24 protein-coding genes and 2 tRNA genes are annotated in these 22,142 nt (G+C 65.5%); 15 read left to right on the top strand and 11 right to left on the bottom strand.

What is annotated here, in order from left to right:
* Nucleotides 1-49: 49 nt before the first annotated feature.
* Nucleotides 50-592: a tetratricopeptide repeat protein gene (locus BM190_RS26425; protein WP_092260345.1), complete on the bottom strand. Its 543-nt coding sequence runs from the start codon at nucleotides 590-592 to the stop codon at nucleotides 50-52.
* Nucleotides 593-842: 250 nt separating this feature from the next.
* Here BM190_RS26425 and BM190_RS26420 point away from each other — a divergent pair, with 250 nt between their 5' ends.
* The 4 genes from BM190_RS26420 (at nucleotide 843) to BM190_RS26405 (ending at nucleotide 3,382) form a co-directional block, all read left to right on the top strand.
* Entirely contained in the window at nucleotides 843-1,250 is a 408-nt protein-coding gene (locus BM190_RS26420; protein WP_092260343.1) for a His-rich protein BRANT, read from the top strand.
* 211 nt (nucleotides 1,251-1,461) lie between these two features.
* On the top strand, nucleotides 1,462-1,896 hold the full coding sequence (locus BM190_RS26415; RefSeq protein ID WP_177237293.1) for a hypothetical protein: 435 nt from the start codon (nucleotides 1,462-1,464) through the stop codon (nucleotides 1,894-1,896).
* 286 nt (nucleotides 1,897-2,182) lie between these two features.
* Entirely contained in the window at nucleotides 2,183-2,890 is a 708-nt protein-coding gene (locus BM190_RS26410) for an outer membrane protein (RefSeq protein WP_026202698.1), read from the top strand.
* A 249-nt stretch (nucleotides 2,891-3,139) separates the two neighbouring features.
* Nucleotides 3,140-3,382 (top strand): DUF6719 family protein, encoded by a 243-nt coding sequence (locus BM190_RS26405; protein WP_018322173.1) that lies wholly within the window; start codon nucleotides 3,140-3,142, stop codon nucleotides 3,380-3,382.
* Between the two features lie 27 nt (nucleotides 3,383-3,409).
* On the opposite strand, the gene BM190_RS26400 is transcribed toward BM190_RS26405, so the two are convergent.
* Both BM190_RS26400 and BM190_RS26395 read right to left on the bottom strand, forming a co-directional pair.
* Entirely contained in the window at nucleotides 3,410-3,664 is a 255-nt protein-coding gene (locus BM190_RS26400; RefSeq protein ID WP_018322174.1) for a hypothetical protein, read from the bottom strand.
* A 304-nt stretch (nucleotides 3,665-3,968) separates the two neighbouring features.
* A complete protein-coding gene (locus tag BM190_RS26395) occupies nucleotides 3,969-4,343 on the bottom strand; it encodes a hypothetical protein (RefSeq protein ID WP_092260409.1) in 375 nt (124 codons plus the stop codon).
* On the opposite strand from BM190_RS26395, the gene BM190_RS39750 reads away from it, so the two are divergent.
* Complete coding sequence (locus BM190_RS39750; RefSeq protein WP_143109081.1) at nucleotides 4,342-4,608, top strand: hypothetical protein; 267 nt, start codon at nucleotides 4,342-4,344, stop codon at nucleotides 4,606-4,608. The two genes, BM190_RS26395 and BM190_RS39750, sit on opposite strands and share 2 nt — an antisense overlap.
* 3 nt (nucleotides 4,609-4,611) lie before the next feature.
* Here BM190_RS39750 and BM190_RS26390 read toward each other — a convergent pair whose 3' ends face one another.
* A complete protein-coding gene (locus BM190_RS26390; RefSeq protein WP_018322178.1) occupies nucleotides 4,612-4,812 on the bottom strand; it encodes a hypothetical protein in 201 nt (66 codons plus the stop codon).
* A 246-nt stretch (nucleotides 4,813-5,058) separates the two neighbouring features.
* Between BM190_RS26390 and BM190_RS26385 the strand changes: the two genes are divergently transcribed.
* From BM190_RS26385 to BM190_RS26370, 4 genes are all read left to right on the top strand, one after another.
* Complete coding sequence (locus BM190_RS26385; RefSeq protein WP_092260341.1) at nucleotides 5,059-6,756, top strand: methyl-accepting chemotaxis protein; 1,698 nt, start codon at nucleotides 5,059-5,061, stop codon at nucleotides 6,754-6,756.
* 197 nt (nucleotides 6,757-6,953) lie between these two features.
* On the top strand, nucleotides 6,954-7,667 hold the full coding sequence (locus BM190_RS26380; protein WP_092260339.1) for a class I SAM-dependent methyltransferase: 714 nt from the start codon (nucleotides 6,954-6,956) through the stop codon (nucleotides 7,665-7,667).
* A 99-nt stretch (nucleotides 7,668-7,766) separates the two neighbouring features.
* Nucleotides 7,767-9,599 (top strand): outer membrane protein assembly factor BamB family protein, encoded by a 1,833-nt coding sequence (locus BM190_RS26375; protein ID WP_092260337.1) that lies wholly within the window; start codon nucleotides 7,767-7,769, stop codon nucleotides 9,597-9,599.
* A gap of 232 nt (nucleotides 9,600-9,831) precedes the next feature.
* The gene (locus BM190_RS26370) at nucleotides 9,832-10,245 is read left to right on the top strand and encodes a GFA family protein (protein ID WP_177237292.1); all 414 of its coding nucleotides are present in this window, start codon (nucleotides 9,832-9,834) and stop codon (nucleotides 10,243-10,245) included.
* 18 nt (nucleotides 10,246-10,263) lie between these two features.
* On the opposite strand, the gene BM190_RS26365 is transcribed toward BM190_RS26370, so the two are convergent.
* Nucleotides 10,264-10,338 (bottom strand) — tRNA-Thr (locus tag BM190_RS26365).
* A gap of 164 nt (nucleotides 10,339-10,502) precedes the next feature.
* Nucleotides 10,503-10,997: a hypothetical protein gene (locus tag BM190_RS26360; protein ID WP_092260335.1), complete on the bottom strand. Its 495-nt coding sequence runs from the start codon at nucleotides 10,995-10,997 to the stop codon at nucleotides 10,503-10,505.
* Between the two features lie 282 nt (nucleotides 10,998-11,279).
* On the opposite strand from BM190_RS26360, the gene BM190_RS26355 reads away from it, so the two are divergent.
* Both BM190_RS26355 and BM190_RS26350 read left to right on the top strand, forming a co-directional pair.
* Nucleotides 11,280-11,765, top strand: coding sequence for a hypothetical protein (locus BM190_RS26355; protein WP_092260333.1), 486 nt, complete (start codon nucleotides 11,280-11,282; stop codon nucleotides 11,763-11,765).
* A 43-nt stretch (nucleotides 11,766-11,808) separates the two neighbouring features.
* Complete coding sequence (locus tag BM190_RS26350) at nucleotides 11,809-12,306, top strand: hypothetical protein (protein ID WP_092260331.1); 498 nt, start codon at nucleotides 11,809-11,811, stop codon at nucleotides 12,304-12,306.
* 212 nt (nucleotides 12,307-12,518) lie between these two features.
* On the opposite strand, the gene BM190_RS26345 is transcribed toward BM190_RS26350, so the two are convergent.
* Nucleotides 12,519-12,604 (bottom strand) — tRNA-Tyr (locus tag BM190_RS26345).
* Between the two features lie 206 nt (nucleotides 12,605-12,810).
* On the opposite strand from BM190_RS26345, the gene rlmB reads away from it, so the two are divergent.
* Nucleotides 12,811-13,638 (top strand): 23S rRNA (guanosine(2251)-2'-O)-methyltransferase RlmB, encoded by an 828-nt coding sequence (gene rlmB / locus BM190_RS26340; protein ID WP_177237291.1) that lies wholly within the window; start codon nucleotides 12,811-12,813, stop codon nucleotides 13,636-13,638.
* 17 nt (nucleotides 13,639-13,655) lie between these two features.
* On the opposite strand, the gene BM190_RS26335 is transcribed toward rlmB, so the two are convergent.
* Both BM190_RS26335 and BM190_RS26330 read right to left on the bottom strand, forming a co-directional pair.
* Nucleotides 13,656-14,687: an LLM class flavin-dependent oxidoreductase gene (locus BM190_RS26335; RefSeq protein WP_092260326.1), complete on the bottom strand. Its 1,032-nt coding sequence runs from the start codon at nucleotides 14,685-14,687 to the stop codon at nucleotides 13,656-13,658.
* Between the two features lie 150 nt (nucleotides 14,688-14,837).
* Nucleotides 14,838-15,785 carry a LysR family transcriptional regulator gene (locus tag BM190_RS26330; protein WP_283806125.1) on the bottom strand — a complete coding sequence of 316 codons (948 nt, stop codon included), beginning with the start codon at nucleotides 15,783-15,785 and terminating at the stop codon, nucleotides 14,838-14,840.
* An 88-nt stretch (nucleotides 15,786-15,873) separates the two neighbouring features.
* Between BM190_RS26330 and BM190_RS26325 the strand changes: the two genes are divergently transcribed.
* The 3 genes from BM190_RS26325 to BM190_RS26315 are packed head-to-tail and all read left to right on the top strand — an operon-like array spanning nucleotide 15,874 to nucleotide 18,991.
* Nucleotides 15,874-17,232 carry an MFS transporter gene (locus BM190_RS26325; RefSeq protein WP_092260324.1) on the top strand — a complete coding sequence of 453 codons (1,359 nt, stop codon included), beginning with the start codon at nucleotides 15,874-15,876 and terminating at the stop codon, nucleotides 17,230-17,232.
* Entirely contained in the window at nucleotides 17,229-17,726 is a 498-nt protein-coding gene (locus tag BM190_RS26320) for a GAF domain-containing protein (protein WP_092260322.1), read from the top strand. Before BM190_RS26325 ends, BM190_RS26320 begins: the two co-directional genes overlap by 4 nt.
* A 17-nt stretch (nucleotides 17,727-17,743) precedes the next feature.
* Entirely contained in the window at nucleotides 17,744-18,991 is a 1,248-nt protein-coding gene (locus BM190_RS26315; RefSeq protein WP_092260320.1) for a metal-dependent hydrolase family protein, read from the top strand.
* A 39-nt stretch (nucleotides 18,992-19,030) separates the two neighbouring features.
* Here BM190_RS26315 and BM190_RS26310 read toward each other — a convergent pair whose 3' ends face one another.
* Both BM190_RS26310 and BM190_RS26305 read right to left on the bottom strand, forming a co-directional pair.
* The gene (locus tag BM190_RS26310) at nucleotides 19,031-20,011 is read right to left on the bottom strand and encodes an NADPH:quinone oxidoreductase family protein (protein ID WP_092260318.1); all 981 of its coding nucleotides are present in this window, start codon (nucleotides 20,009-20,011) and stop codon (nucleotides 19,031-19,033) included.
* A 56-nt stretch (nucleotides 20,012-20,067) separates the two neighbouring features.
* Entirely contained in the window at nucleotides 20,068-22,125 is a 2,058-nt protein-coding gene (locus BM190_RS26305; protein ID WP_092260316.1) for an ATP-dependent helicase, read from the bottom strand.
* Between the last annotated feature and the right edge of the window lie 17 nt (nucleotides 22,126-22,142).

Below are 22,142 nucleotides of genomic sequence, written 5' to 3'. Positions count from 1 at the left end.
CACAACCGAAAGGTTGTGCCCGTTCGCTGCATTCGAAGATGCGATTATCTTAATAGACGAGCGTCGCGCCGGTTGGCTTGTCGAGCGCCGTGGCGAGCGAGCGATACTCGGAGCTGTCGGTGCCGGCGAGCGAGGCGATCTTGTTCAGATGATACTGCGCCTGTTCGCGATTGCCCTGCTCGAGCTGCCAGAGGCCGTAATACTGCCAGGTGCGGACGTGGTTCGGATCGTCCTTCAGCGCCAACTCGTAATAGACCTTCGACGACTGGTAGTCGCCGAGCTTGCGATAGGAGTAGCCGATCAGGTTGGCGACGTCGGCGACGTCGTCGCGCTTGAGCGACTTCAACTGATCGATCGCGCCGGTGTAGTCGTGGTTGTCGTAGATCGCGGTATAGGCCGTGCGATAGGCGGCGAGGAATTTGGGATCGCTGACCGAAGAGCTCTTCTTCTTGCCCTTCTTGGACGAGGAGTCCGACTTCGGCGGCGGCGAGGGCTCGTCACTGCCGGCGGCATAGGCGCTGGACAGCACCGGCGCGGTCGCCAGCGACATGGCGACCAATCCCGGCACGACAAGCATTGAGAGTTTGCGCATCTAAATTCTCCCGTATGGAACGTGGCGATCCTACACGATTGCCCGAAGACCGGAACACCCGTCTGGCGAAAACATTCCCGCTCCGCACGATCTATTCGCCAGGGCGCGGATGACAAACTTGTCATCCAGATGAACGGAAGCCTGCAGGGGGCTTCAGACAGGGTTCAGCGCGCCGCCCCTAGGCTCCCACCCACGATCGACGGGTAGGCGAGAGGGCGCCGCCTCAAGATCCTTCCAAGAGGAGACCACCATGCTGAAGACCATTTCCGCAGCCTTGCTCGCAGCTTCCGTGATCGCAGCCCCGGCCTTCGCTGCCGAGGCCGGCAAGACCACTACGGCCCCGGTGATCAAGGTGGACCAAAGCCAGACCAAGGCCTCGACCACCGCCGCGAAACCGGACACCGGCATCAAGGCCGATGCCAAGGCGGTCGATGCCAAGACCGACGCGAAGGCCGGCGACGTCAAGCCCGCCGACGTCAAGGCGGACGCCAAGGTGGATAGCAAGTCGAAGGCGCTGAATGCCAACGCAGCGGTCACGTCCGACGAGCACAAGACCGTGCGCACCCATCGCCACCACCACAAGCATCTGTCGGCGAAGAAATCGCTGAAGGCGCAGCCGGACCTGACCAAGCCGGCAACCACCGAGAAGCGCAGCTAACGACTGATCCTCTCGCGGCGGCATCCCAAGCATTGCCCCGCCGCCGCGTCAGGACGTCAGGCCCGGCCCGTCGTCTCGGCGCCTTGCGCGAAAGCGAAAGACGCCGGCGGCGGGACGGTGCGTGCGTCGCAAAGCCCCGGGGACGCGAATTCCCTTTGAGCGACCTTGCGGCTAGAACGTCCCTTAGTCTGTTCGAGCGGGAGCGGGATCTGTGGGGCGATTGGCGAAACGTGCGGCGAGCCTGGCATCGGTCCTGTTATTGCCGCTGGCGCTCGCGGCATGTTTCGGCAGCGACGGTGATCGTCCAACCATCATCGGTGGGACCCAGGCCGGAGGGCCGCAGCCGTTTCCGGACAATTTCCGCGGCGACATCCCGGCCCTGATGCGCACCTATCTGAACAACCCGGTCGGCGTGCGTGACGCCAGCATGGCCGAGCCGGTCCAGCGCGAGGTCGGCGGCCGGCAGTTCTATGTGAGCTGCCTGCACTTCATCCCGCGCGAGACCGATGGCAGCTACAAGGCCATGCGGGAACGCGCTGTGATCTTCGTCAACGGACGCGCGGACCGCGTCGTCGACCGTACGAGCGAGCTCTGCGCCGGCGCGGTTTACGTACCCTTTCCGGAACTCGAAAAGATGACGCGGTAGCGCAAAGCCCGTTTTCATCGCCGGGTGCTAGAACGATACTGCCGGAGCCGCGGGATCACATTTCGGCGAGCTTTGAACGGGGCGGTTTGACCTCGCGACAAATTGTTACGGCAGGTGCTGCGCAGACGACAGGAATAGTCGGTGCAGGACGACGGGACGGAACAAAATCGCGTTGTTGCCCCTCCGTCACAGTCACGAGCGATCAACGTTCCGGCATCGCCGCGAAGCAACCCAATTCACGCCACGTTGTTTCCTGAGTGTCGTAAATGAAAGAACGGGGATGATCATGAAATCGATTTTGCTGGGTGCAGCTGCTCTGCTTGCGCTGGCCGCGCCGGCGGCAGCCGCGGACATGCAGCCGCGCACCTACGCCAAGGCCCCGGCCTATACGCCGCCGCAGCTGATTTATAACTGGACCGGTTTTTACATCGGCGGCCATGTCGGCGGTGCGTTTGCCGGCGACAGCAGCTTCCAGTCCAGCGACGCCCGCTTCCTCGGCGGCGTGCAGGGCGGCTTCGACTACCAGTTCGCGCCCAACTGGGTGGTGGGTATCGAGGCCCAGTATTCCTGGCTGCCGACCAACAACAACGGTGTCACGTTCCCGCTGGGCACGCAGGTGACCTCCAACACCGACCAGCTCGGGTCGGTGACCGGCCGTGTCGGCTACACCTGGGGTCCGGCGCTGCTCTACGCCAAGGGCGGTTACGCCTGGCGCAATGGCGGCCTGGGCGTCAATGTCGCAGGCGTGCCGCAAGGCTTCACCACCACCGGCAACAGCAAGGACGGCTACACCGTCGGCGCCGGCCTCGAATACATGTTCGCGCCGAGCTGGTCGGCCAAGGCCGAGTACCAGTACTACAATTTCGGCAGCACCACCTTCACCTCCGGCCCGGCCGACATCGTCGGCGTTCGCGGCCGGGAGGACGAGCATACCGTCAAGGTCGGTGTGAACTACCGCTTCGGCTGGGGCGGTCCGGCAGCCTCGCGCTACTGACCCTCCACCGCGACCACGCTCTGGAAAGGCCGGCTCTGCCGGCCTTTCGTTTGTCAGCCTCTTGCCTGTCGGCCCCATGTTTGCTTTGCATGAACCATCTGGCGCGTCATTTGCAGGAAAACATTCCGGCGGGCGCCTTCTCACGCGCGTCATGGGACTTGGGTAAAGCAAAAATAATTTTTGCCGCTTACGGAACTCGCGCTCCGGAAAGCGTTATATGAGAATTACCGGGCTGGTGGGACGACGGACATGCGTATCTTGGTGTCGGCGGTGGTGCTCTCGTGCTTTATCTGCCTGCCGTGCTCTGCACAGACAATCCTCAAATCCGAGCCTTTGATGCTGGCACCTTACGAGGTGGCTTTCGTCAAGGACGCGTCCTGCCCGTCGGGCAAGGTGCTCAAGGTCACCGGCGCGATCCGCGGGCTGCATCGCCGCAAGGCCTGCGTGGCGCTGGCCGGTGAGCAGGCCTCGCTGGCAACCGCAACGCCCTAATTGCTTGGCGGCCTCCGCCGCCAGATCTCACGGATTCAGCTCGAGCTCCATTTTCGACTGGCGGTCGGCCTCGGCCTTGTTTCGCGCGGGGTCCTCACCCTGCGCGACCCGGCAGGGCTTGATCTCGTAGTCGTTGTCGAGCACCCGGCGCGGCCCAGGACGGTCCTCGTCGGCGCTGACGTCGACGACCAGGCCGCTCCGATACGCGAGCTTCCAGACGTCGGATTCACTCGGATAGGCCTTGCTGATCTGGGCGTCGTTGCAGAACAAGGCGTAGGGCATTCTTCCCGCTCCCGGAAAGCGCGTTAACGACCTCATGGGCCGGCGGTTCCGGGGGGCAGGCGATCACGGGGCCGTGATCGGGCTGCCGGGCCCCTGAGTCCTTAACGAGTCCTGAATCGGGAAAAAAAGAATCCTTGGGACTCGTTTGGCGGAATCAGCGGATGTTTTCCGCCATGACGAGCGACCTGAAGACCTCCTGCGGGCACATGCTCCTGCCGCTGACGCTGGCGTTATTCGGCGCCTGCGCGGCCAATCTTTGGCTGGTGTGGTCCTGGCTATAGGCCCCTCTGACGGGAGGGGGGCCTTATTTTCTGGCCGGTGGGGCCGGGGAGTCGTGGATGGCGGCGCGCAATCTGGTCAGGGTTTCGGCACAATATTCCTCGCGCTCGCGCTCGAACCGCTCCTGATGCTTGCGGAAATTGGCGATGCGGGCCTGCATCTCGGTGCGGAAATCACCGATCGCCCGCGGTGGCGGCAGAGGCGTGGGTGGGGGCGGTACCGGAGCTTGCGGCAGCTCGATCTCGACTGCGGCGGCCTTCACGGCAACGATTTCGACCGCGACGGTCGTGGCAACCGAGGTCCCGTCCGGCTGAAGGACGTCATCCTTTCTTCCAGTTACCGATTGGACGAAGGCCAGTGTCTGCGCGATCAGCGCGTCGCGTTCCGCGATCCATTTCATGATCCACCTCAGCCGGCCCCATTCCAGCAAAGCGGCTGCGCCGAATCAAGGCGGTAAACAGGGGATTGCATATTTTTCCCGGTCACCCGACATTAGTCGGATGGATTCCGGAAAAGAACGGTCGGACGAAGTGGAGGGCCTGAGGCTCATCCGCGCGTTCTTGTCGCTACCGCCCGACAAGCGGGCGGAGGTGATCGCGTTCGTCGAGGAATTGGCGCGTGCGCATGGCCGGCCCGAGGAGGGCACGCAGGCGTCGCCGAGGTGAACGCTATCGCTGGCGCGGATTGATGTTGGGCTCGAACGGTGCGCCAACCACCCGGACCGGTGTCTGAACCGGTGTCCGGGTGACGTCGATCACGGCTGTCTCCGCGACCCGCTTTTCGGGGGCCGGCGAAAGCATCGGCTCCAACAACGTCAATGTCCCGGCCACGGCGACACAGCACAACGCCACCGTCGCCAGCAGAAACATATTTCGGTTTTCTTCCCTGATCCGCATAGGTCGACAACGGCTGACGCGGAGGCTCGGTTCCGGGCTGGCGATGCCGATCGCGCGACCGAAAACGGGCCGAAGCTTACGCCAGGCTTACGCTGGAGCGCAGAAGGGTTATTTTTGCGTAAGAATACCCGGGCGAATTGAGGTTAAATCTTAACATCCGCCGGTTCCAATGCACGGTGCTGGGATTATCGACGGCAGCACCATCATTGGACGGCACATATGAGCTTTTTGAACAATCTGAAGATCGTCTGGAAGGTCGCGTTGATCGTGACCGTGATGGGGTGTGCGATGATCGCCGTCGCGGCCTTTGGCGTGCGCGAACTTTCCGCGACCGTCGACGGTTTCGGCGAGCTCTCCGCCGCGCAATCCTCGGCTCTCAACCTCACCCGCGCCCAGCGCCGCGCCGAGACCTACCACGCGGCGCTCTATGCGGTGTTCACTGAGGCAACCGAGGCGGGCAATGCCAAACGCCTCAAGACCGCGACCCAGAACCGCGACGAAATCCGTCAATTCCTTGATGCGGCCGAGCAGGACGATCCATCGCGTGCCGGCGAGCTGAGGAGCATCGGCGACCAGTTGAAAGCCGCTTTCATCGGCTGCGATCCGGTGCTCCAGGCCGGCTCACAGGCCAGCAGCACGGAAGAGAACGTCAGGGCAGCCGAACGCGCGCACAAGGAGTGCGATCCCCTGATCGATGCGGCCCTGCTGCGCATCGCCAAGTTCACGACCGAAACCGGTCAGGTCGTCGCCAAGCGCAAGGACGCCATCAACCGCGACGCCCACGCCGCGACCTGGACCGTGATCGGCGTCAGCGCCGGCGGCCTGATCCTGGGCATCGCGATCGCGCTGTTCATCGGCCTCAAGGCGATGTCGCAGCCGATCGCCCGGCTCAAGCTCGCCATGGAGGGACTTGCCCGCAACGATCTCAAGACCGAGGTGCCCGAGAAGGACCGGCGCGACGAGATCGGCGACATGGCCAAGACGGTCGAAGTGTTCAAGACCAATGCACTGGAAGTCGAGCGCCTCAAGGCTGCACAGCTCGAAGCCGAGAAGCAGGCTGCCGAGCAACGCCGCCGCGACATGGTCAACCTCGCCGATGGCTTTGAACGTGCAGTCGGCGAGATCATCGACACCGTCGGATCCGCCTCCACCGAGCTCGAAGCATCGTCCTCGACGCTGGCGACCACCGCGCAGCGCGCGCAGGAGCTGACCTCGGTCGTCGCAGTCGCGTCCGGCGAAGCCACCGGCAACGTGCAGTCGGTCGCGACCGCCACGGAGGAGCTGTCCTCCTCGGTCAACGAGATCAGCCGGCAGGTGCAGGAATCCGCGCGAATGGCGGGCGAAGCCGTCGCCCAGGCCCGTACCACGACGGAGCGGGTCAGTGAGCTCTCGGTTGCCGCGACGCGGATCGGCGACGTCGTCGAGCTCATCAACACCATTGCCGGCCAGACCAACCTTTTGGCACTGAACGCCACGATCGAAGCGGCGCGGGCGGGCGAGGCCGGCCGCGGTTTCGCGGTCGTCGCTTCTGAGGTGAAGACGCTGGCCGAGCAGACCGCGAAGGCGACCGGCGAGATCAGCCAGCAGATCTCCGGCATTCAGACCGCGACCCAGGAATCCGTCAACGCGATCCGCGATATCTCGATGACCATCGAGCGGCTGTCGGAGGTGTCTTCGACCATTGCCGCGGCCGTCGAGGAGCAGGGTGCCGCGACCCAGGAGATCTCGCGCAACGTCCAGCAGGCCGCTCACGGCACCCAGCAGGTCTCCACGAACATCACCGACGTGCAGCGCGGCGCGGCCGAGACCGGCTCGGCCTCCTCGCAGGTGCTCTCGACCGCCAAGATGCTGGCGACCGACAGCAACCGCCTCAAGGACGAGGTCGGGAAATTCCTGCGGACGGTGCGTACGGCCTGAGTGTGCGCGGCGGCTTTCACGCCGCGCCCTCGATCACGCCAGCAGGAAACCGAGCACGAACACGAACAACACGGCCGTCATGACGACGGCCGTTATCGCGCCGGCGACGATCTTGGCCTTCTCTGTCGGGGTGGTCGAGCGCATCGGACGCGAGTATAGCGTGTTTGCACCGGAATCTCGACCTTGAGTCCGATCCCATGATCTCCAATCGTCCTCCCGTGCTCGCCCACGAACGCTTCGTCGCCGACCGCGACAACTTCTCAGGGCTAGATCTCGCCGCGCGGTTCGAGCGGATCGAGAGGACGAACCTTTGGGGGGCGGCCAGTTCGGTGTCCGGCCTCGGCTCGGAGGACCCCGCGACTGCCGCGATCCGGGACGCGTTGCCGCCGCTGCTGCAGCGGCTCGGCGCGCGCTCGCTGCTCGATGCGCCCTGCGGCGATGCCGGTTGGATCGGCCGCCTCAATCTCGATCTCGATTACATCGGCATCGACATCGTGCGGTCGCTGATCGAGACCAACAACGCGCGTGCGGCGCGCGGCGAATTGTCCGGCCGATTCCTGGTGGCCGATATCACGTGCGATGCATTGCCGCGCGCCGATCTGATCCTGTGCCGGGACTGCCTGGTGCATCTGTGTTTTCAGAACATCGCCCGCGTGATCGCCCGCTTTCGCGAGAGCGGCGCGCAATTCCTGCTCGCCACGACGTTTCCGGAGTGGGAGGAAAACCGCGATTGCGAGGATGGCGACTGGCGCGCCCTCAATATGACGACGGCGCCGTTCGACTGGCCGGCGCCGCGCGAATTGATCGACGAGCGCTGTGAGGAGGGCGATGGCGGCTGGCGCGACAAGAGCCTCGGGCTCTGGCGGCTGGATGAGTTGCCGGGTCGCGTCCGCACGGCCACGGATGTGTGACAGCTGCGGGCGGAACGTCCATTGCATCAGTGATCGCCCCGGCGATAGACTTTGGGTTGTGTAGCGATCTCGTATTGCGGTGACCTGCCGGAGCCCACCATGAGAGCACGTGCTGTCCTGGCCGCGTTGTTGATCTGGTGCAGCGCGCCGGCGCTGGCCCAGCAGGAGGGGGCCGCGCTCTATGCCGCGCATTGCGCGCAATGCCACGACGGCGATGTGCAGACCCGCGTGCCGGGCCGCGGCGCCCTACAGGCGATGTCGTTCGACCATGTGCTGGCGGCGTTGACCTCCGGCAGCATGGCGGCGATGGCAAAGGATCGCAGCGACGCGGAACGCCGCGCGATAGCGTCCTTCGTCACCGGCAAGATCGCGACCGGCGGCGTTGCGGCCGACGCGGAAGGTCGTTGTACGCAGCAGGCCAGCGGTTTTCCGCAAGCCCTTGACGGTCCGCGCTGGAACGGATGGGGCGTCGACACCAACAACAGCCGATTCCAGCCCGCCGACATGGCGGGGCTGACGGCGGAACAGGTACCGCGCCTGCGGTTGAAATGGGCCTATGCATTCCCCGGCGCCTCGGTGTCGTTTGCGCCGCCGACCATCGTGGGCGGAATGCTGTTCATCGGCGGCACCGATCGCAAGGTGCACGCGCTCGACGCGCGCAGCGGCTGCACGCTGTGGACGCTGGCGATCGATGCGGCGGTGCGCGCCGCGATCAGCTTTGCGCCGCTTCCTGGCTCCGACCAGTTCGCGATCTTCTTCGGCGATTTGCGCGCCAACGTCTACGCCGTGAACGCGCTGACCGGCGCGCTGATCTGGAAAACGAAGGTCGAGGAGCATGCGGCCGCGCGCATCACCGGTGCGCCGACGCTGCATTCCGGCGTGCTCTACGTGCCGGTGTCCTCGATCGAGGAAGCGGCCGGCTCGCAGGCCAGCTACGAATGCTGCACCTTCCGCGGCAGCGTGGTGGCGCTGGACGCGGCGACCGGCAAGCTGGTCTGGCAGGCCTATACGATTCCGGAAGTGCCGCATCCGACCGGCAAGAGTGCGAGGGGCACGCAGCTGTTCGGTCCGTCCGGCGCCGCGATCTGGTCGGCGCCGACGATCGATCCGAAGCGGGGCGCCGTCTATGTCGCGACCAGCAATTCATACTCGAACCCGCCGGCGGTAACCGCCGACGCGATCCTCGCTTTCGAGCTTGCGACCGGGAAGCTGCTCTGGAAGCAGCAGGCGACGCCGAAGGATGCCTTTGTCGTGGCATGCTTCACTGCGGACAAGTCCAATTGTCCCGAGGATCACGGACCCGATCACGATTTCGGCCAGTCGCCGATCCTCGTGACCTTGCGCGACGGCAGACGCGTGCTCGTCATCGCGCAGAAATCCGGCGTCGTGCACGCGCTCGATCCCGACGACGGCGGCAAGATCCTGTGGCAGACCCGGATCGGGAAGGGCGGTGCGCTCGGCGGCAGCGAATGGGGCTCGGCCGCGGACGGCGAGCGCATCTATGTCGCCAACTCCGACGTACGCTTCATGCGTGACGGCACGCGGCAGCTCGATTCCACGCAAGGCGGCGGCCTGTTCGGACTTGACCTCGCCAGCGGCAAGATCGCGATGGAAGTGCCGCCGGTCGCCTGCGGCGACCGCCCCAAATGCAGCCCCGCGCTCTCGGCGGCAGTGAGCCTGATCCCGGGCGTGGTGTTCTCCGGCGGCGTCAGCGGCTTCCTGCGCGCCTATGCCACCGACGGCAAGCTGCTCTGGGAGTTCGACACCGCGCAGGATTTCAAGGCCGTGAACGGCGTCCCCGCCCATGGCGGCGCGATCGACGGCCCCGGGCCGGTCATCGCCGGCGGCATGCTTTACACCAATTCCGGCTACGGCCAATGGAGCGGCGTCGCCGGCAACGTGCTGCTGGCGTTCGAGGTGGGGACGGAGTGAGCGTCACGAGTTCGCTCTCGTGTCCCGGACGCGCTGCAACGCCTTCAGCGTTGCGGCGCTGAGCCGGGACCCAGAAAGCGGCACGGAGGAATGTGGCGCGATGGGCCCCGGCTCTGCAGCGCAGCGCCGAAGAGGCGCTGCACTGCGTCCGGGGAGGTCGGGGCTGCTTCGTCAACCTCGTCATCGACGCCTCCCTTTCAACTTGCATCCCGACCAACGAGGAGAGAATTCGATGATCGATGCCAGATGCAGCTGCGGTGCTCTCGCGCTGTCGCTTCCGGAACCATCGCGCCTCGTCGTCGCCTGTCATTGTGTTGATTGTCAGCGACGAACCGGCGCGCCGTTCGGCGTCGGCGCCTTCTATCCGGTGGAGACCGTCACGATTACAGGGACGCCAAAGCCCTACGTCCGGACGGCGGCGAGCGGCGGCAAGGTCCGCAGCTATTTTTGTCCCGACTGCGGCTCGACGGTTTATTGGCAAGCCGAGAATTTGCCTGCGATGATCGGCGTTGCCGTCGGCGCGATCGCAAATCCGGATTTTCCGCCGCCGATCAGATCGGTGTTCGAGCAGTCGAAACACGGCTGGGTGGAGATGTCAGGCGCTGAGCATTTCCAGCAAGGCAGCGCGCCGAAGCATTCGAGCTGAGAGCTGAGCGTCGGACGCTGGTGCCGGCTGAGGGGATTGAACCCCCGACCTTCGGTTTACAAAACCGCTGCTCTACCGCTGAGCTAAGCCGGCGACGCCTGGAGGCGGGCAGGGCCGGCATGGGCCGGGGTGTCCACCCGTTGCGCGCCGCAATACCAGACTTGATCGGAAAGCGCCACAACCGGAAACGTCGTGGCCGCAGACATGAATCAGGCGGCCCGAAGGCCGCCTGATCTCTCGCATCGATTTAGACCGCCTTACTGGCAGATGTGCCGGCGGCCGTCTGCGCCCTTGAACCAGGTGCCGGGCGTACAGACGAAGCCGTTACGCTGGGCGTAGGTGCGGGTGTCCCAGCCACGATTGTCCCAGCCGCGGTTGTCCCACGAATTGTCGTAGGCGTAGGAATTGTCCCAGGCGCGGAACGGCGCGCTGGCAATCGCGCCCGCGGTGCCGATCGCAGCGCCGGCTACGCCGGCTGCGACGTCGGTCGGCCAGAAGCCGGTGCGGCTCCTGTTCCAGTCATTATTCCAGTCGCCATTGGCCTGACGGTAGGAATTGGTTTGACGATACGACACGCGGCGATGGCGCGATCCGCGATCGGTGTAGGGATTGCCGGGGCCGAGATTCTGGCAATTGGCGTTGGGGAATTGCGCCGAGCAGCGTCCGGGTTCGTTGACGACCGCCTGCGCCATTGCCGAGCCTGCCAGCATGGTCGCCGCAATCGCCGTCGCTCCAAGAAGTTTGATGTTCATGGTTGTTGGCTCCCATCTTGTTGACGGGGGCTAAACGCTTGCGGCGCCGGACGTTCCGATGAAACCGGTGGATTTTCTCGCAAGCGGCGGTCAAACCGATGTGAGCAGCCGCGGTTCCGCTTGGCGAAGCCCCATGCCGTTAATGCTTCGCTAGTCCGCCTTGCAGCATTTGAGTGGCGCGCAATCCTTACACATTAGGCTTACCGGAATTTGGTGAGCGGGCCTTAACCCTCTCTGCGCCGCGATCGGATAGGTTGCCGCCGCATAACCGGGGTCCCCCTCATGCGCGTTGTGGCGCTCGCTGCCTTTCTGATCGGACTGCCCGCGACGGCGTTTGCCGACAGCGGCTTCGATATCGTTGTCCCCGGCCGGCCCGGCGTGCCGATCATCATCAACAACATCGACGCGTCCTATGCTGTGGTCGAGGGTGTCTGGGGCCTGGGCAAGAACCAGCAGGTGCAGCCCACGATCTATGGCGGGCGCTATATCGCCGAGCGGCAGCCTGCCGACGTTGGCCATTATTATCCGACGCTGGGCCTGCGGCCCGGCTACGGCCGGCTCGAGGTCGAGCCGCCCGCGAACCGAAAATTGCCGAAGCCTGCCGAGAGCTACCACCAGAGCTGGGGTGCGCAATCGGCGCCGCTGCCGCCGCAGATGGACGTGCCCGTCGATCCGCCGCCGGTGATCCTCGCGCCTGAAATCAACGATCGTCCGCGGCCACCGCGACCGCGGCCGCATGTCCAAGTCCCCGGCAAGCCGCCGGGTTAAGAAACGTCAAAATTCAACAAACGAAAATCAACAGGAGAGAGTAATGCGTCAAATGATTTCGGGACTGGTTGCGGCGGCTGCCGTGATGTTCGCCGCCACCGGGCCCGCTGCGGCCTGCGGCTTCACCAGCTGCGCGCCGGTTGCGCCGGTCTATACCGGCTGCAACACCGGCTGCGGCGGCTATGGTTATGGATACGGCTATGGCTACGGCTACGGCGCCTATGAGCGTCTCGCCGAGCCGACCACACAGTACTACTACGTCAACCAGGGCCCGACCTATACCGGCCCGGGCGCCTTCGCGCCGTATCCGACCTACCGTGAAGACGCCGTCGTCGCGCCCGCCAATTACGGCTACGGCTATCGCGCCGCCGTGGCTCCCTATCACCGCCCGTACTACCGTCCGTATCGCTACGGCTACGGCCCGCGCTACGGCTATCTGCCCCGCGTGCACTACGGCCATGGTCCGCGCTACGGCTACGCCCATCGCCACGCGCCGACGCCGTACTACGGCGGCCACCGCGTGCTGCGCCGCTACTACTGATCCCTGATCGGTTGAGCTAACGAGACGCCCGTTCGCGCGATGCGGACGGGCGTTTTTGTTTCTTGCGATGTGTGCGTGATCGCGATCGGAATCGATCCGGGCTGTTCAGCCCGCCTGCGCCTGCCGGCTACGGCGTGGCAGCCTTCGCTCGCTTCGCTGAATGATGTTCTGGATTGGCTTGCCGAGCCGCAGCTCGCGAAGCGAGCGAAGGCTGGTGGGGGAGGCAGGACTCGAACCTGCGAAGCCATGAGGCGGCTGATTTACAGTCAGCTCCCTTTGCCACTCGGGACACTCCCCCGCTCGACGGCAGCACAATCGGGCCGGACCTTGCCGGCGACCGAAGACGGCCATGGAACGTGAAGGCCGCGACAGCCCGGATGGGGGCGCGACCGGGCGCGGTTATGGGCGATCCGGTGGGGCAAAGTCAACCGAGGCGAACAGCTAAAATCGCCTCCCAAGCCACCCAAATTGCCATATTCCGGGACCCGTGACACAAGCGAGCCCATGAAGGACAAAAAATTCACCTCTAGGGGTCCCCGCGGCGGGGCTAAGCCCTTCAACAGGCCCGGGAAATCGGGCGGCCGGCCGGCCTGGCGCGACCGCGATTCGCACCCCGACGGGCCGGTCATCCTCTATGGCTGGCACACCGTCACCATGGCGCTGGCCAACCCGGAGCGGCGGATCCGCAAGCTGACGCTGACCGAGAACGCTGCGAAGCGACTTGCGGACGAGAACATCGAGACCCGCGTCACGCCCGAGATCGTCCGGCCCCAGGAGATCGACCGTCTGCTCTCGCCCGATGCCGTGCATCAGGGCCTGCTTGCGGAAGCCGATCCTCTGCCTTCGCCTGATATCGAGAGCTTGAAGCAAGAAGGCATGGTGCTGGTGCTCGACCAGATCACCGACCCGCACAATGTCGGCGCGATCCTGCGCTCCGCCGCAGCGTTCGCGGTGAAGGCCATCGTCACCACTGCCCGCCACAGCCCGGAAGCCACCGGCGTGCTCGCCAAGGCCGCCTCCGGCGCGCTGGAACTGGTGCCTGTTGTGACCGTGCAGAACCTCGCTCGCGCCCTGACGACCCTGAACGAAATCGGCTTCCAGACCGTCGGGCTGGACAGCGAAGGTAGCGCGGATCTCAGCGACGTCGCGCTGCGCGAGCCGCTCGCGCTGGTGCTCGGCGCCGAAGGCAAAGGTCTGCGGCAATTGACCCGCGAGACCTGCAGCGTCGTGGCGCGGCTCGACATGCCCGGCGAGATCAAGAGCCTCAACGTCTCGAACGCTGCTGTGCTCTCGCTCTATGTCGGCGCGAGCCGGCTCGGGTTGATGAAGTAGGCGGCTGCGTCAAGCCGCTACCCCATCATCTCCCGCACCATCGGTACCACCTTGCGCCCATAAAGCTCGATGCTCTTCATCAGCTTCTCGTGCGGCAGGGGCCCCGCCGAATACTTCAACTGAAACCGCGAAACACCAAGTGTCTTCGCCGTCCTGGCGATCTTGCGCGCGACCGTCTCCGGCGATCCCGCATAGAGCGAGCCGTGCTCGACCTCGTTGACGAACTCGTCGCGGCCCATCGGGGGCCAGCCGCGTTCCTTGCCGATGCGGTCGCGCATGGCCTTGTAGTCGGGCCATAGCTCTTCGCGCGCCTCTTCATCCGTCTCGGCGACATAGCCGGGCGAATGCACACCGATCGGCTGCGCGGGGCGGCCGAATTCCTTGGCGGCGCGGTGATGGAGATCGACGAAGGGCGTAAAGCGCGCGGGATCGCCGCCGATGATCGCGAGCATCAGGGGCAGGTCATAATGCGCGGCACGCACCACCGATTGCGGACTGCCGCCGACGCCGATCCAGGTTTTCAGCGTGCCGTTCTCGACCGGCGGATAGACCAGCTGATCCCGTAGCGGCGGACGCAGCTTGCCCTCCCAGGTCACAGGTTTCTGCGACAGCAGTGCGGCGAACAGGTCGAGCTTCTCCTCGAACAGCTCTTCGTACTTGCGCAGGTCGAAGCCGAACAGCGGAAAGGATTCGGTGAACGAGCCGCGGCCGAGGATCACCTCGGCGCGCCCGTTCGAGAGCGCGTCCAGCGTCGCGAAGCGCTGGAACACGCGGATAGGATCGTCCGAGCTCAACACCGTCACGGCCGAGCCGAGATGGATGCGCTTGGTGCGCGATGCGATCGCGGCCAGCACGCTCTCCGGCGAGGAGATCGCAAAATCGGCGCGATGGTGCTCGCCGAGGCCGATGAAGTCGAGACCGAGCTCGTCGGCCAGCACGGCTTCGTCGACGACGTTGCGGATCACCTGCGCGTGCGGAAGCATCGCGCCTGCGGCGTCCCTGGTGACGTCGCCAAAAGTATCCAGTCCGAATTGAAGCGATGCGGTCATCGGTGAGGTCTCTGCGGACGCAGCTTGCGCTTGTCGCTGTGGGAGGGGATCGTTTGCGGTGGAGCTAGGCCGCGGCGGCCGGTGCAACAATGCTGCTTCGAGAAACCCACCGTTTCCTTTTTGGATGGTGTCAGGCCTGTGCCCGAGTATTCAGTCGGACTTGGCGAACATCTCGACCAGGGTCTCGCGCAGCCAGCGCTGCGCCGGCACGGTGTCGTTGCGCTGGTGCCAGAACAGGCTGACGATGCGCGGCGGCGCCTTGAGCGGCAGGGGCATGGCGTGCAGGAACGGCGCGTGGCGGGATTGCGAGCGCAGATCGCTCGGCAGCACCGCGATCAGGTCGGACTGGCGCACCACCTCGTAAGCGGCGCTGTAGTGGTTGACGGTCGCGACCAGATTGCGCGACAGACCGCGAGAGGCGAGGAAGAGATCGTAGGACGGCAGGGTCTTGCCGGCGAGGCTCACATCGACATGGCCTGCGCCGAGGAAGCTGCGCGTGCTCAGCCGCTTCTGGGCGGCGAGCGGATGGCCGCGCCGCATGAAGCAGGCATAGTCGACCGTCCACAGCGAGCGCGAGCGGATGGCGGCCGGCTGCTGCGCCTCGTTGACATAGACGCTGAGCACGCAATCGACGCGATTGTCTTCGAGCTGATCGGCGATCTCCAGGATGGTGTTGGGAACGGTGTGCACGCGCGCCTTGGGCGCGACCTTGCCGAAATGGCCGAGGAGGTTCGGCATCACCAGCGAGGCGACGTAATCCGACATCGACAGGCTGAACTCGGTCTGCGCGCGGCGCGGATCGAACACCTGCTCGTCGAGCGCGCCGCGGACGCTTTCGAGCGCCTCGCCGATCGGCTCCCACAACACCACGGCGCGCTGGGTCGGACGGATGCCGGTGCCGGACCTGACGAACAGGGGATCGCCGAGCGCGTCGCGCAGCCGCGCGAGCGCGTTGCTGACCGCGGGCTGCGTCATCAGCAGCGCGTTTGCTGCGCGCGTGACGCTGCCCTCGGTCATCAGGGCTTCGAAGACTTTCAGCAGGTTGAGGTCGAGCGATCGAAACGACAGAACATTCACCGTGGTGATGTATGGGATCACGATTATAAATTATGACGATAATATCTCTTTGTCTATGGTTCCCACCGGGACTTGCGGATGCCGGGCCGCCGGACAGAGGGGGACTTACATGTCGATGATCTCGGCGCGCATCGAGCGCCTGCCATTCGCACGCTTCCACACGCATCTTTTGTTGATGGGCGGGCTCGGCTACATGTTCGACGCGATGGACGCGGCCGTGCTGGCGTTCATCCTGCCGGTGCTGCGCACCGCCTGGAATCTGACGAGCGTGCAGATCGGCGTGCTCGGCAGCAGCACCTATATCGGCTTCCTGTTCGGCGCGTTGCTGGCGGGCACGCTCGGCGACCTGATCGGACGCCGCGCGGTGATGATGTCGGCGCTGGCGCTCTATTGTGCCGCATCGATCGTCAGCGCGGCCGTGGACAGCTGGCCGTCCTTCTTCGCCGCCCGCGTCGTCGCGGGCATGGGCACCGGCGCCGAGAGCGCGATCATCGCGCCTTACCTCGCCGAGTTCGTGGCGCGGCGCTTCCGCGGCAGCTTCACCGGCGCGCTGGCCGGGTTCTTCTCGTTCGGCTTCGTCGCTGCGGCCTTGCTCGGCTACTTCATCGTGCCCGCCTATGAGAACGGCTGGCGCATCGTGCTGGTCATCACCGCAGTGCCGGTCGTCATGCTGTTGTGGTGGCGCAGGGCGTTGCCGGAATCGCCGCGCTGGCTGGAAAGCCGGGGCAGGGCGAAGGAAGCCGAAGCGGTGCTGGACAAGATCGAAGCCGGCTTCGCACGCCAGGGGCATGTGCTGCCGCAGCCGGTCGTCGATTTAGTCAGCCCGCCCGTCGCCGGGGGGACGTTGCTCGCCAATTTCGCGGCGCTGCTCGAGGGCCGGCAGGCGCGCATCACCGTCATGACCTGGATCATGTGGCTTGCGATCACCTTCAGCTATTATTCCTTCTTCGTCTGGATCCCCGGCCTTCTGGTCCAGAACGGCATGAGCATCACCAAGAGCTTCGCCTATTCGATCGCGATCTATTGCGCGCAGATCCCCGGCTATTTCAGTGCCGCCTGGTTCAACGAGCGCATCGGCCGGCAGGCGACCATTGCGTCCTACATGGTGCTCGGCGGCATCAGCGCGCTCGGACTCGCCTTCGCGCAGAGCGACCAGCACATCATGGTCGCGGGGATTCTGCTGTCGTTCTTCATGAACGGCACCTATGCCGGCGTCTATGCCTATACCGCAGAGGTGTTCCCGACGCCGGTGCGAACCACCGGCGCCGGCCTTGCCTCGGCGATCGGCCGCATCGGCGCGATCGTCTCGCCGATCCTGGTCGGCTACCTCTATCCCAATTTCGGCTTTGCCGGCGTGTTCGGGATCACCACCAGCGTTCTGCTGATCGGAGCGCTCACCGTCGTGGTGATGGGCGTGCCGACGCGCGGCCGTTCGCTGGAAGACATTGCCGCGGGCGAAGTCGCATGAGGGAGACGACACGCCGGGGCGATCCGTTGCTCAACGCCGTGGCGGCGGCGCAGGGCAGGGCGGATCAGCCGGAGGCGCTGTTCTCCGCGCTGGACGACGCCTTGAAATCGGCGATCGGGCACAAGCTGTTCACGATCCTGACTTATGACGACGACACCGGGGAAGCGGCGCGGATCTATTCCAATCTCCCCGGGCCTTACCCGACGGGCGGACGCAAGCGGCTCGCGGCGGGACCATGGACCGAGGCCGTGCTCGACCGCGGCGAGGCTTATATCGGCTATACGCGGGATGATCTGCGCACCGTCTTCTCGGATCACGAGCTGATCGCTTCACTCGGCTGCGAGAGCGTGCTCAACATGCCCGTGCGCTGGCGCGGGCGCACACTCGGCTCGCTCAACCTGCTGCATGAAGCGGGCTGGTACGGTGCAGACGATGTCGCCGCGTGTCTCCCGTTCGCCCAGCTCGCATTGCCCGCGCTGCTCACACAGTCCTGACCGGACAGGAAACGACCATGACTCGCACCCTCTTCAAGAATGCCGCTCTGCTCGATCCGCTTCAGCCGGATTTGCTGGAAGGCCATCACGTGCTGGTCGAGGACAATGTGATCAAGGAGGTCTCGGACCGGCCGCTATCCATCTCACCCGACCGGACCATCGATCTGAACGGCAAGACCCTGATGCCCGGCCTGATCGACCTGCATGTCCATGCGATCGCGGTGGAGCTCAACCTGGCGCAGCAGGTGCACATGCCGAATGTGCTGGTGACGCTGCGCTCGACGCTGCTGCTGCGCGGCATGTTGCGCCGCGGCTTCACCACGGTCCGCGACGCCGGCGGCGCCGGCCATGCGCTGAAGCAGGCGATCGACACCGGCCTGACCGATGGCCCGCGGCTGTTCGTCTCCGGCCGCGCATTGAGCCAGACCGGCGGGCATGGCGACATGCGGGCGCGCTCGGATTATCTCGCCAGCGACGCGCCATGTCCGTGTTGCGTGCGCGTCGGCGCGCTCGCGCGCGTCGCCGACGGCGTCGACGGCGTGCGCAAGGCGGCGCGCGAGGAGCTGCAGATGGGCGCCGACCAGATCAAGATCATGGCGTCCGGCGGCGTCGCGTCGCCGACCGACCCGGTCGGCGCCTTCGGCTACTCCGAGGACGAGATCCGCGCCATCGTCGAGGAGGCGCGCGGGCGCCAGACCTATGTGCTCGCCCATGCCTACACCGCCGCTGCGATCGAGCGCGCGGTTCGCTGCGGCGTGCGCACCATCGAGCACGGCAATCTGGTCGATGCAAAGACCGCGCGCCTGATGGCCGAGAAGGGCGCCTATGTGGTGCCGACGCTCGTCACCTATGAGGCGCTGGCCAATGAGGGCGCGCAATACGGCCTGCCGCCCGAGAGCGTCGCCAAGATCGCCGACGTCCGCGACGCGGGTCTCCGTTCGCTCGCGATCTATCGCGACGCCGGCGTGAAGATGGGGTTCGGCAGCGATTTGCTCGGTCCGTCGCAGCGCCTGCAGAGCGATGAATTCCGCATCCGCGCCGAGATCCTCGGTCCGCGCGCGGTGATCGCCAGCGCGACATTGATCGGCGCCGAGGTGCTGGGCATGGAGGGCAAGCTCGGCCGGATCGCGCCCGAGGCGATCGCGGACCTGCTGGTGGTCGACGGCAATCCGCTCAGCGACGTCGCTTGCCTGCTCGGTCAGGGCGAGCATATTCCGCTGGTGATGAAGGCCGGCAAGGTCCAGTTCGACCGGCTGAACGCGTAGTTGCGCCACGTCACGGGCATCTTCGCCCGTTTGTGCGTCCTATGTCGAGATGCGCACGACCATCTTGCCGAGCGCTCCGCGCGTCTGCATGGTCCTGAACGCCTCCCGGAAGTCATTCAGCGCGAAGATGCGACCGACCACCGGTTTCAATTGGCCGTCGGCAAGCCAGCCCGTCAACTGCGACATCAGACGCTTTTGCACCTCGGGCTCGCGCACGGGAATCTGCGCGAGGTCGACACCGAGCAGGGCGCCACCCTTCAGCAGCGGCAGATTGAACGGCAATGCCGGGATCGCGCCGGCGGCAAAACCGACCACGAGATGACGGCCGCGCCAGGCGATGGAGCGAAAGGCCTGCACCGAGACGTCGCCACCGACGGGGTCGAAGATCACGTCAGCGCCGTGTCCTCCCGTCAATTCCTTCAGCGTGTCGCGCCAACCGGTCTGCGTGTAGTCGATCACAGCGTCGGCGCCGTGTTGTTGGGCGAAGGCGCGCTTGTCCGGTGTCGATGCCGCTGCGATCACACGGGCGCCAAGCAGCTTGCCGATCTGGACTGCCGCAATTCCGGTGCCGCCAGCTGCGCCCAGCACCAGCAGCTGTTCGCCTGCGCAGAGCGAGGCGCGTGCACTGAGCGCATAGAGCGCGGTCAGATAATTGGCGCGAAACGAGGCGGCGACTTCGGCCGCGACGCCGTCGGGCAGGGGATGGAGCGCTTCGGGACTGACGACGATCTCTTCGGCCAGCGCGCCCGAGCGCGTCATCCCCATCACGCGCATGCCGGGTTGATAGCCGCCGGGGGCGCCGGGCGCGTCCATCACCACCCCCGCGAACTCCGTGCCGGGAACGAAGGGCAGGGGATCCCTGGTCTGATAGCGTCCCTCGATCTTCAAGCCGTCGACGAAGCCGATCCCGGCAGCTTCCACGCGGATGCGCAATTGTCCCGGCTCCATGGACGGGGGCGGAACGTCCTTCAGCTCGATCTGATCGATGGACGCGTAGTGCTCGACGACGACGGCTTTCATGTCGGACCTCTGTGGTTCCAGTTATCCTGACAGGTCCGGATGGCGGTCTCTTGTGTCTACTGCCACATCCCCCGCATCTTCGCCCCGATGTCGATCTTCGGTCCCTGGGCCGCTGTACGTGCTGCACCCGCTGCGGCCTTCGGCCAGGCGGTGCGCTCGAACAGGTAGACCAGGGATTCCGGGATGAAGCGGGTGCGCGAGGCGTAGACGTGGCGGTCGCCCTTGGCGGCCTGGCCGTGGACGAAGAAGCGCTGGGGCACGACGAGGTGCAGATCGTCCTTGGCGCGCGTCATCGCGACATAGAGCAGGCGGCGCTCCTCTTCGATCTCGGCGCTGGTGCCGGCACCGAGATCGGACGGCATGCAGCCGTCGACGACGTTGAGCACGAACACCGATTTCCACTCCTGGCCCTTGGCGGAGTGGATGGTGGACAGGATCAGATAGTCCTCGTCGCGCAGCGGGGGCCCGGATTTGTCGCTGGTCGCATCCGGCGGATCGAGCGTGAGCTCGGTCAAAAATTTCTCGCGCGAGGCATAGCCGCTCGCGATCTGCTCGAGCTGCATCAAATCGGCGCGGCGCGTCTCGGAATCCTCGTGGAGGCGATCGAGATGCGGCTCGTACCAGAGCCGTACGCGTTCGAGATCGACCGGCCATTCCGAATAGCGCAGGTTCTCGACGGTGCGGACGAAGTCGGTCCAGTCCGCGCCGGTGCGCGCGGGTACCGGGAGCTGGCCCAGCGTGTGAAGCGGATCGGTGCTCTCCGCCATCTGGTCGAGCACGCGCTGTGCGGTCGCGGGGCCGACGCCCGGCAACAGATGCAAAATGCGGAAACCGGCGACACGGTCGCGCGGGTTCTCGGCAAAGCGCAGCAGCGCCAGCACGTCCTTGACGTGCGCGGCGTCGAGGAATTTCAGCCCGCCGAACTTGACGAACGGAATGTTGCGGCGGGTCAGCTCGATCTCGAGCGGGCCGGAATGCGAGGAGGTCCGGAACAGCACCGCCTGGTGCTTGAGCAGCGCGCCTTGCTCGCGGTTCGCCAGCACCTGTTCGACGATGTAGCGCGCCTGGTCGGCCTCGTCGTGCACGGTGACGAGCTGCGGCTTGTGCGAGGCGGTGCGGTCGGTCCACAAATTCTTGGTGAAGCGCTCGCGCGCAAGTCCAATCACGCCATTGGCCGCCGCCAGCACGGTCTGTGTCGAGCGGTAGTTGCGGTCGAGCGTGATCATCTCGGCGCGGGGCGAGAAGCTTTGCGGGAAATCCAGGATGTTGCGCACGGTGGCGGCGCGGAACGAATAGATCGACTGGGCGTCGTCGCCGACCACGGTGAGCCCGCGTCCATCGGGCTTGAGCGCCAGGAGGATCGAAGATTGCAGGCGGTTGGTGTCCTGGTATTCGTCGACCAGAACGTGATCGAAGCGGCCGCCGATTTCCTCGGCGATCAACCCATCGCTCATCATCTGCGACCAGTACAGCAGCAGATCGTCGTAATCGAGCACGTGCTGGGCCTGCTTGGCCTCGACATAGGCCGCGAACAGGCCCTTCAGCTCGGCGGCCCAGCCCGCGCACCAGGGATAGTGCATCCCCAGCACCTTCTCGATCTCCATCTCGGCGTTGACGCAGCGCGAGTAGATCGACAGGCACGTGCCCTTGGCCGGAAAGCGGCTCTCGGTCTTCGACAGGCCGCGCTCGTGCCGGACCAGGTTCATCAGGTCGGCGGAATCCTCGCGGTCGTGGATGGTGAAGGCGGGATCGACGCCGATCCGTTCGGCATATTCTCGCAGCAGCCGCGCGCCGATGCCATGGAAGGTGCCGGCCCAGGTCAGCGCATCGCGCATGATTGCGGCGTTGTTCTCGCCCAGCACCTTGCGGGCGATGCGCTCGACCCGGCCGGCCATCTCGGCGGCGGCGCGGCGGGAGAACGTCATCAGCAGGATGCGGCGCGGATCGGCGCCGGCGACGATCAGATGCGCGACGCGGTGGGCCAGCGTGTTGGTCTTGCCGGAGCCGGCGCCGGCAATGACGAGCAGGGGAGCGCCCACGGTCGCGCCATCGGCCACGCCATGCTCGACGGCGCGGCGCTGCTCCGCATTGAGCGTGTCCAGATATGTCGCCACGAATCGCCCCGGTGAAA

This window comes from Bradyrhizobium sp. Rc3b, assembly GCF_900114915.1.
Taxonomy (GTDB): domain Bacteria; phylum Pseudomonadota; class Alphaproteobacteria; order Rhizobiales; family Xanthobacteraceae; genus Bradyrhizobium.
This window is presented reverse-complemented; position numbering and strand designations above follow the sequence as displayed.

Excerpts from the sequence above, each read along its gene's own strand:
- BM190_RS26425 (WP_092260345.1), bottom strand. The coding sequence starts at position 592 with ATGCGCAAACTCTCAATGCTTGTCGTGCCGGGATTGGTCGCCATGTCG.
- BM190_RS26420 (WP_092260343.1), top strand. The coding sequence starts at position 843 with ATGCTGAAGACCATTTCCGCAGCCTTGCTCGCAGCTTCCGTGATCGCA.
- BM190_RS26410 (WP_026202698.1), top strand. The coding sequence starts at position 2,183 with ATGAAATCGATTTTGCTGGGTGCAGCTGCTCTGCTTGCGCTGGCCGCG.
- BM190_RS26405 (WP_018322173.1), top strand. The coding sequence starts at position 3,140 with ATGCGTATCTTGGTGTCGGCGGTGGTGCTCTCGTGCTTTATCTGCCTG.
- BM190_RS26400 (WP_018322174.1), bottom strand. The coding sequence starts at position 3,664 with ATGCCCTACGCCTTGTTCTGCAACGACGCCCAGATCAGCAAGGCCTAT.
- BM190_RS39750 (WP_143109081.1), top strand. The coding sequence starts at position 4,342 with ATGATCCACCTCAGCCGGCCCCATTCCAGCAAAGCGGCTGCGCCGAAT.
- BM190_RS26395 (WP_092260409.1), bottom strand. The coding sequence starts at position 4,343 with ATGAAATGGATCGCGGAACGCGACGCGCTGATCGCGCAGACACTGGCC.
- BM190_RS26390 (WP_018322178.1), bottom strand. The coding sequence starts at position 4,812 with ATGTTTCTGCTGGCGACGGTGGCGTTGTGCTGTGTCGCCGTGGCCGGG.
- BM190_RS26385 (WP_092260341.1), top strand. The coding sequence starts at position 5,059 with ATGAGCTTTTTGAACAATCTGAAGATCGTCTGGAAGGTCGCGTTGATC.
- BM190_RS26380 (WP_092260339.1), top strand. The coding sequence starts at position 6,954 with ATGATCTCCAATCGTCCTCCCGTGCTCGCCCACGAACGCTTCGTCGCC.
- BM190_RS26375 (WP_092260337.1), top strand. The coding sequence starts at position 7,767 with ATGAGAGCACGTGCTGTCCTGGCCGCGTTGTTGATCTGGTGCAGCGCG.
- BM190_RS26370 (WP_177237292.1), top strand. The coding sequence starts at position 9,832 with ATGATCGATGCCAGATGCAGCTGCGGTGCTCTCGCGCTGTCGCTTCCG.
- BM190_RS26360 (WP_092260335.1), bottom strand. The coding sequence starts at position 10,997 with ATGAACATCAAACTTCTTGGAGCGACGGCGATTGCGGCGACCATGCTG.
- BM190_RS26355 (WP_092260333.1), top strand. The coding sequence starts at position 11,280 with ATGCGCGTTGTGGCGCTCGCTGCCTTTCTGATCGGACTGCCCGCGACG.
- BM190_RS26350 (WP_092260331.1), top strand. The coding sequence starts at position 11,809 with ATGCGTCAAATGATTTCGGGACTGGTTGCGGCGGCTGCCGTGATGTTC.
- rlmB (WP_177237291.1), top strand. The coding sequence starts at position 12,811 with ATGAAGGACAAAAAATTCACCTCTAGGGGTCCCCGCGGCGGGGCTAAG.
- BM190_RS26335 (WP_092260326.1), bottom strand. The coding sequence starts at position 14,687 with ATGACCGCATCGCTTCAATTCGGACTGGATACTTTTGGCGACGTCACC.
- BM190_RS26325 (WP_092260324.1), top strand. The coding sequence starts at position 15,874 with ATGTCGATGATCTCGGCGCGCATCGAGCGCCTGCCATTCGCACGCTTC.
- BM190_RS26320 (WP_092260322.1), top strand. The coding sequence starts at position 17,229 with ATGAGGGAGACGACACGCCGGGGCGATCCGTTGCTCAACGCCGTGGCG.
- BM190_RS26315 (WP_092260320.1), top strand. The coding sequence starts at position 17,744 with ATGACTCGCACCCTCTTCAAGAATGCCGCTCTGCTCGATCCGCTTCAG.
- BM190_RS26310 (WP_092260318.1), bottom strand. The coding sequence starts at position 20,011 with ATGAAAGCCGTCGTCGTCGAGCACTACGCGTCCATCGATCAGATCGAG.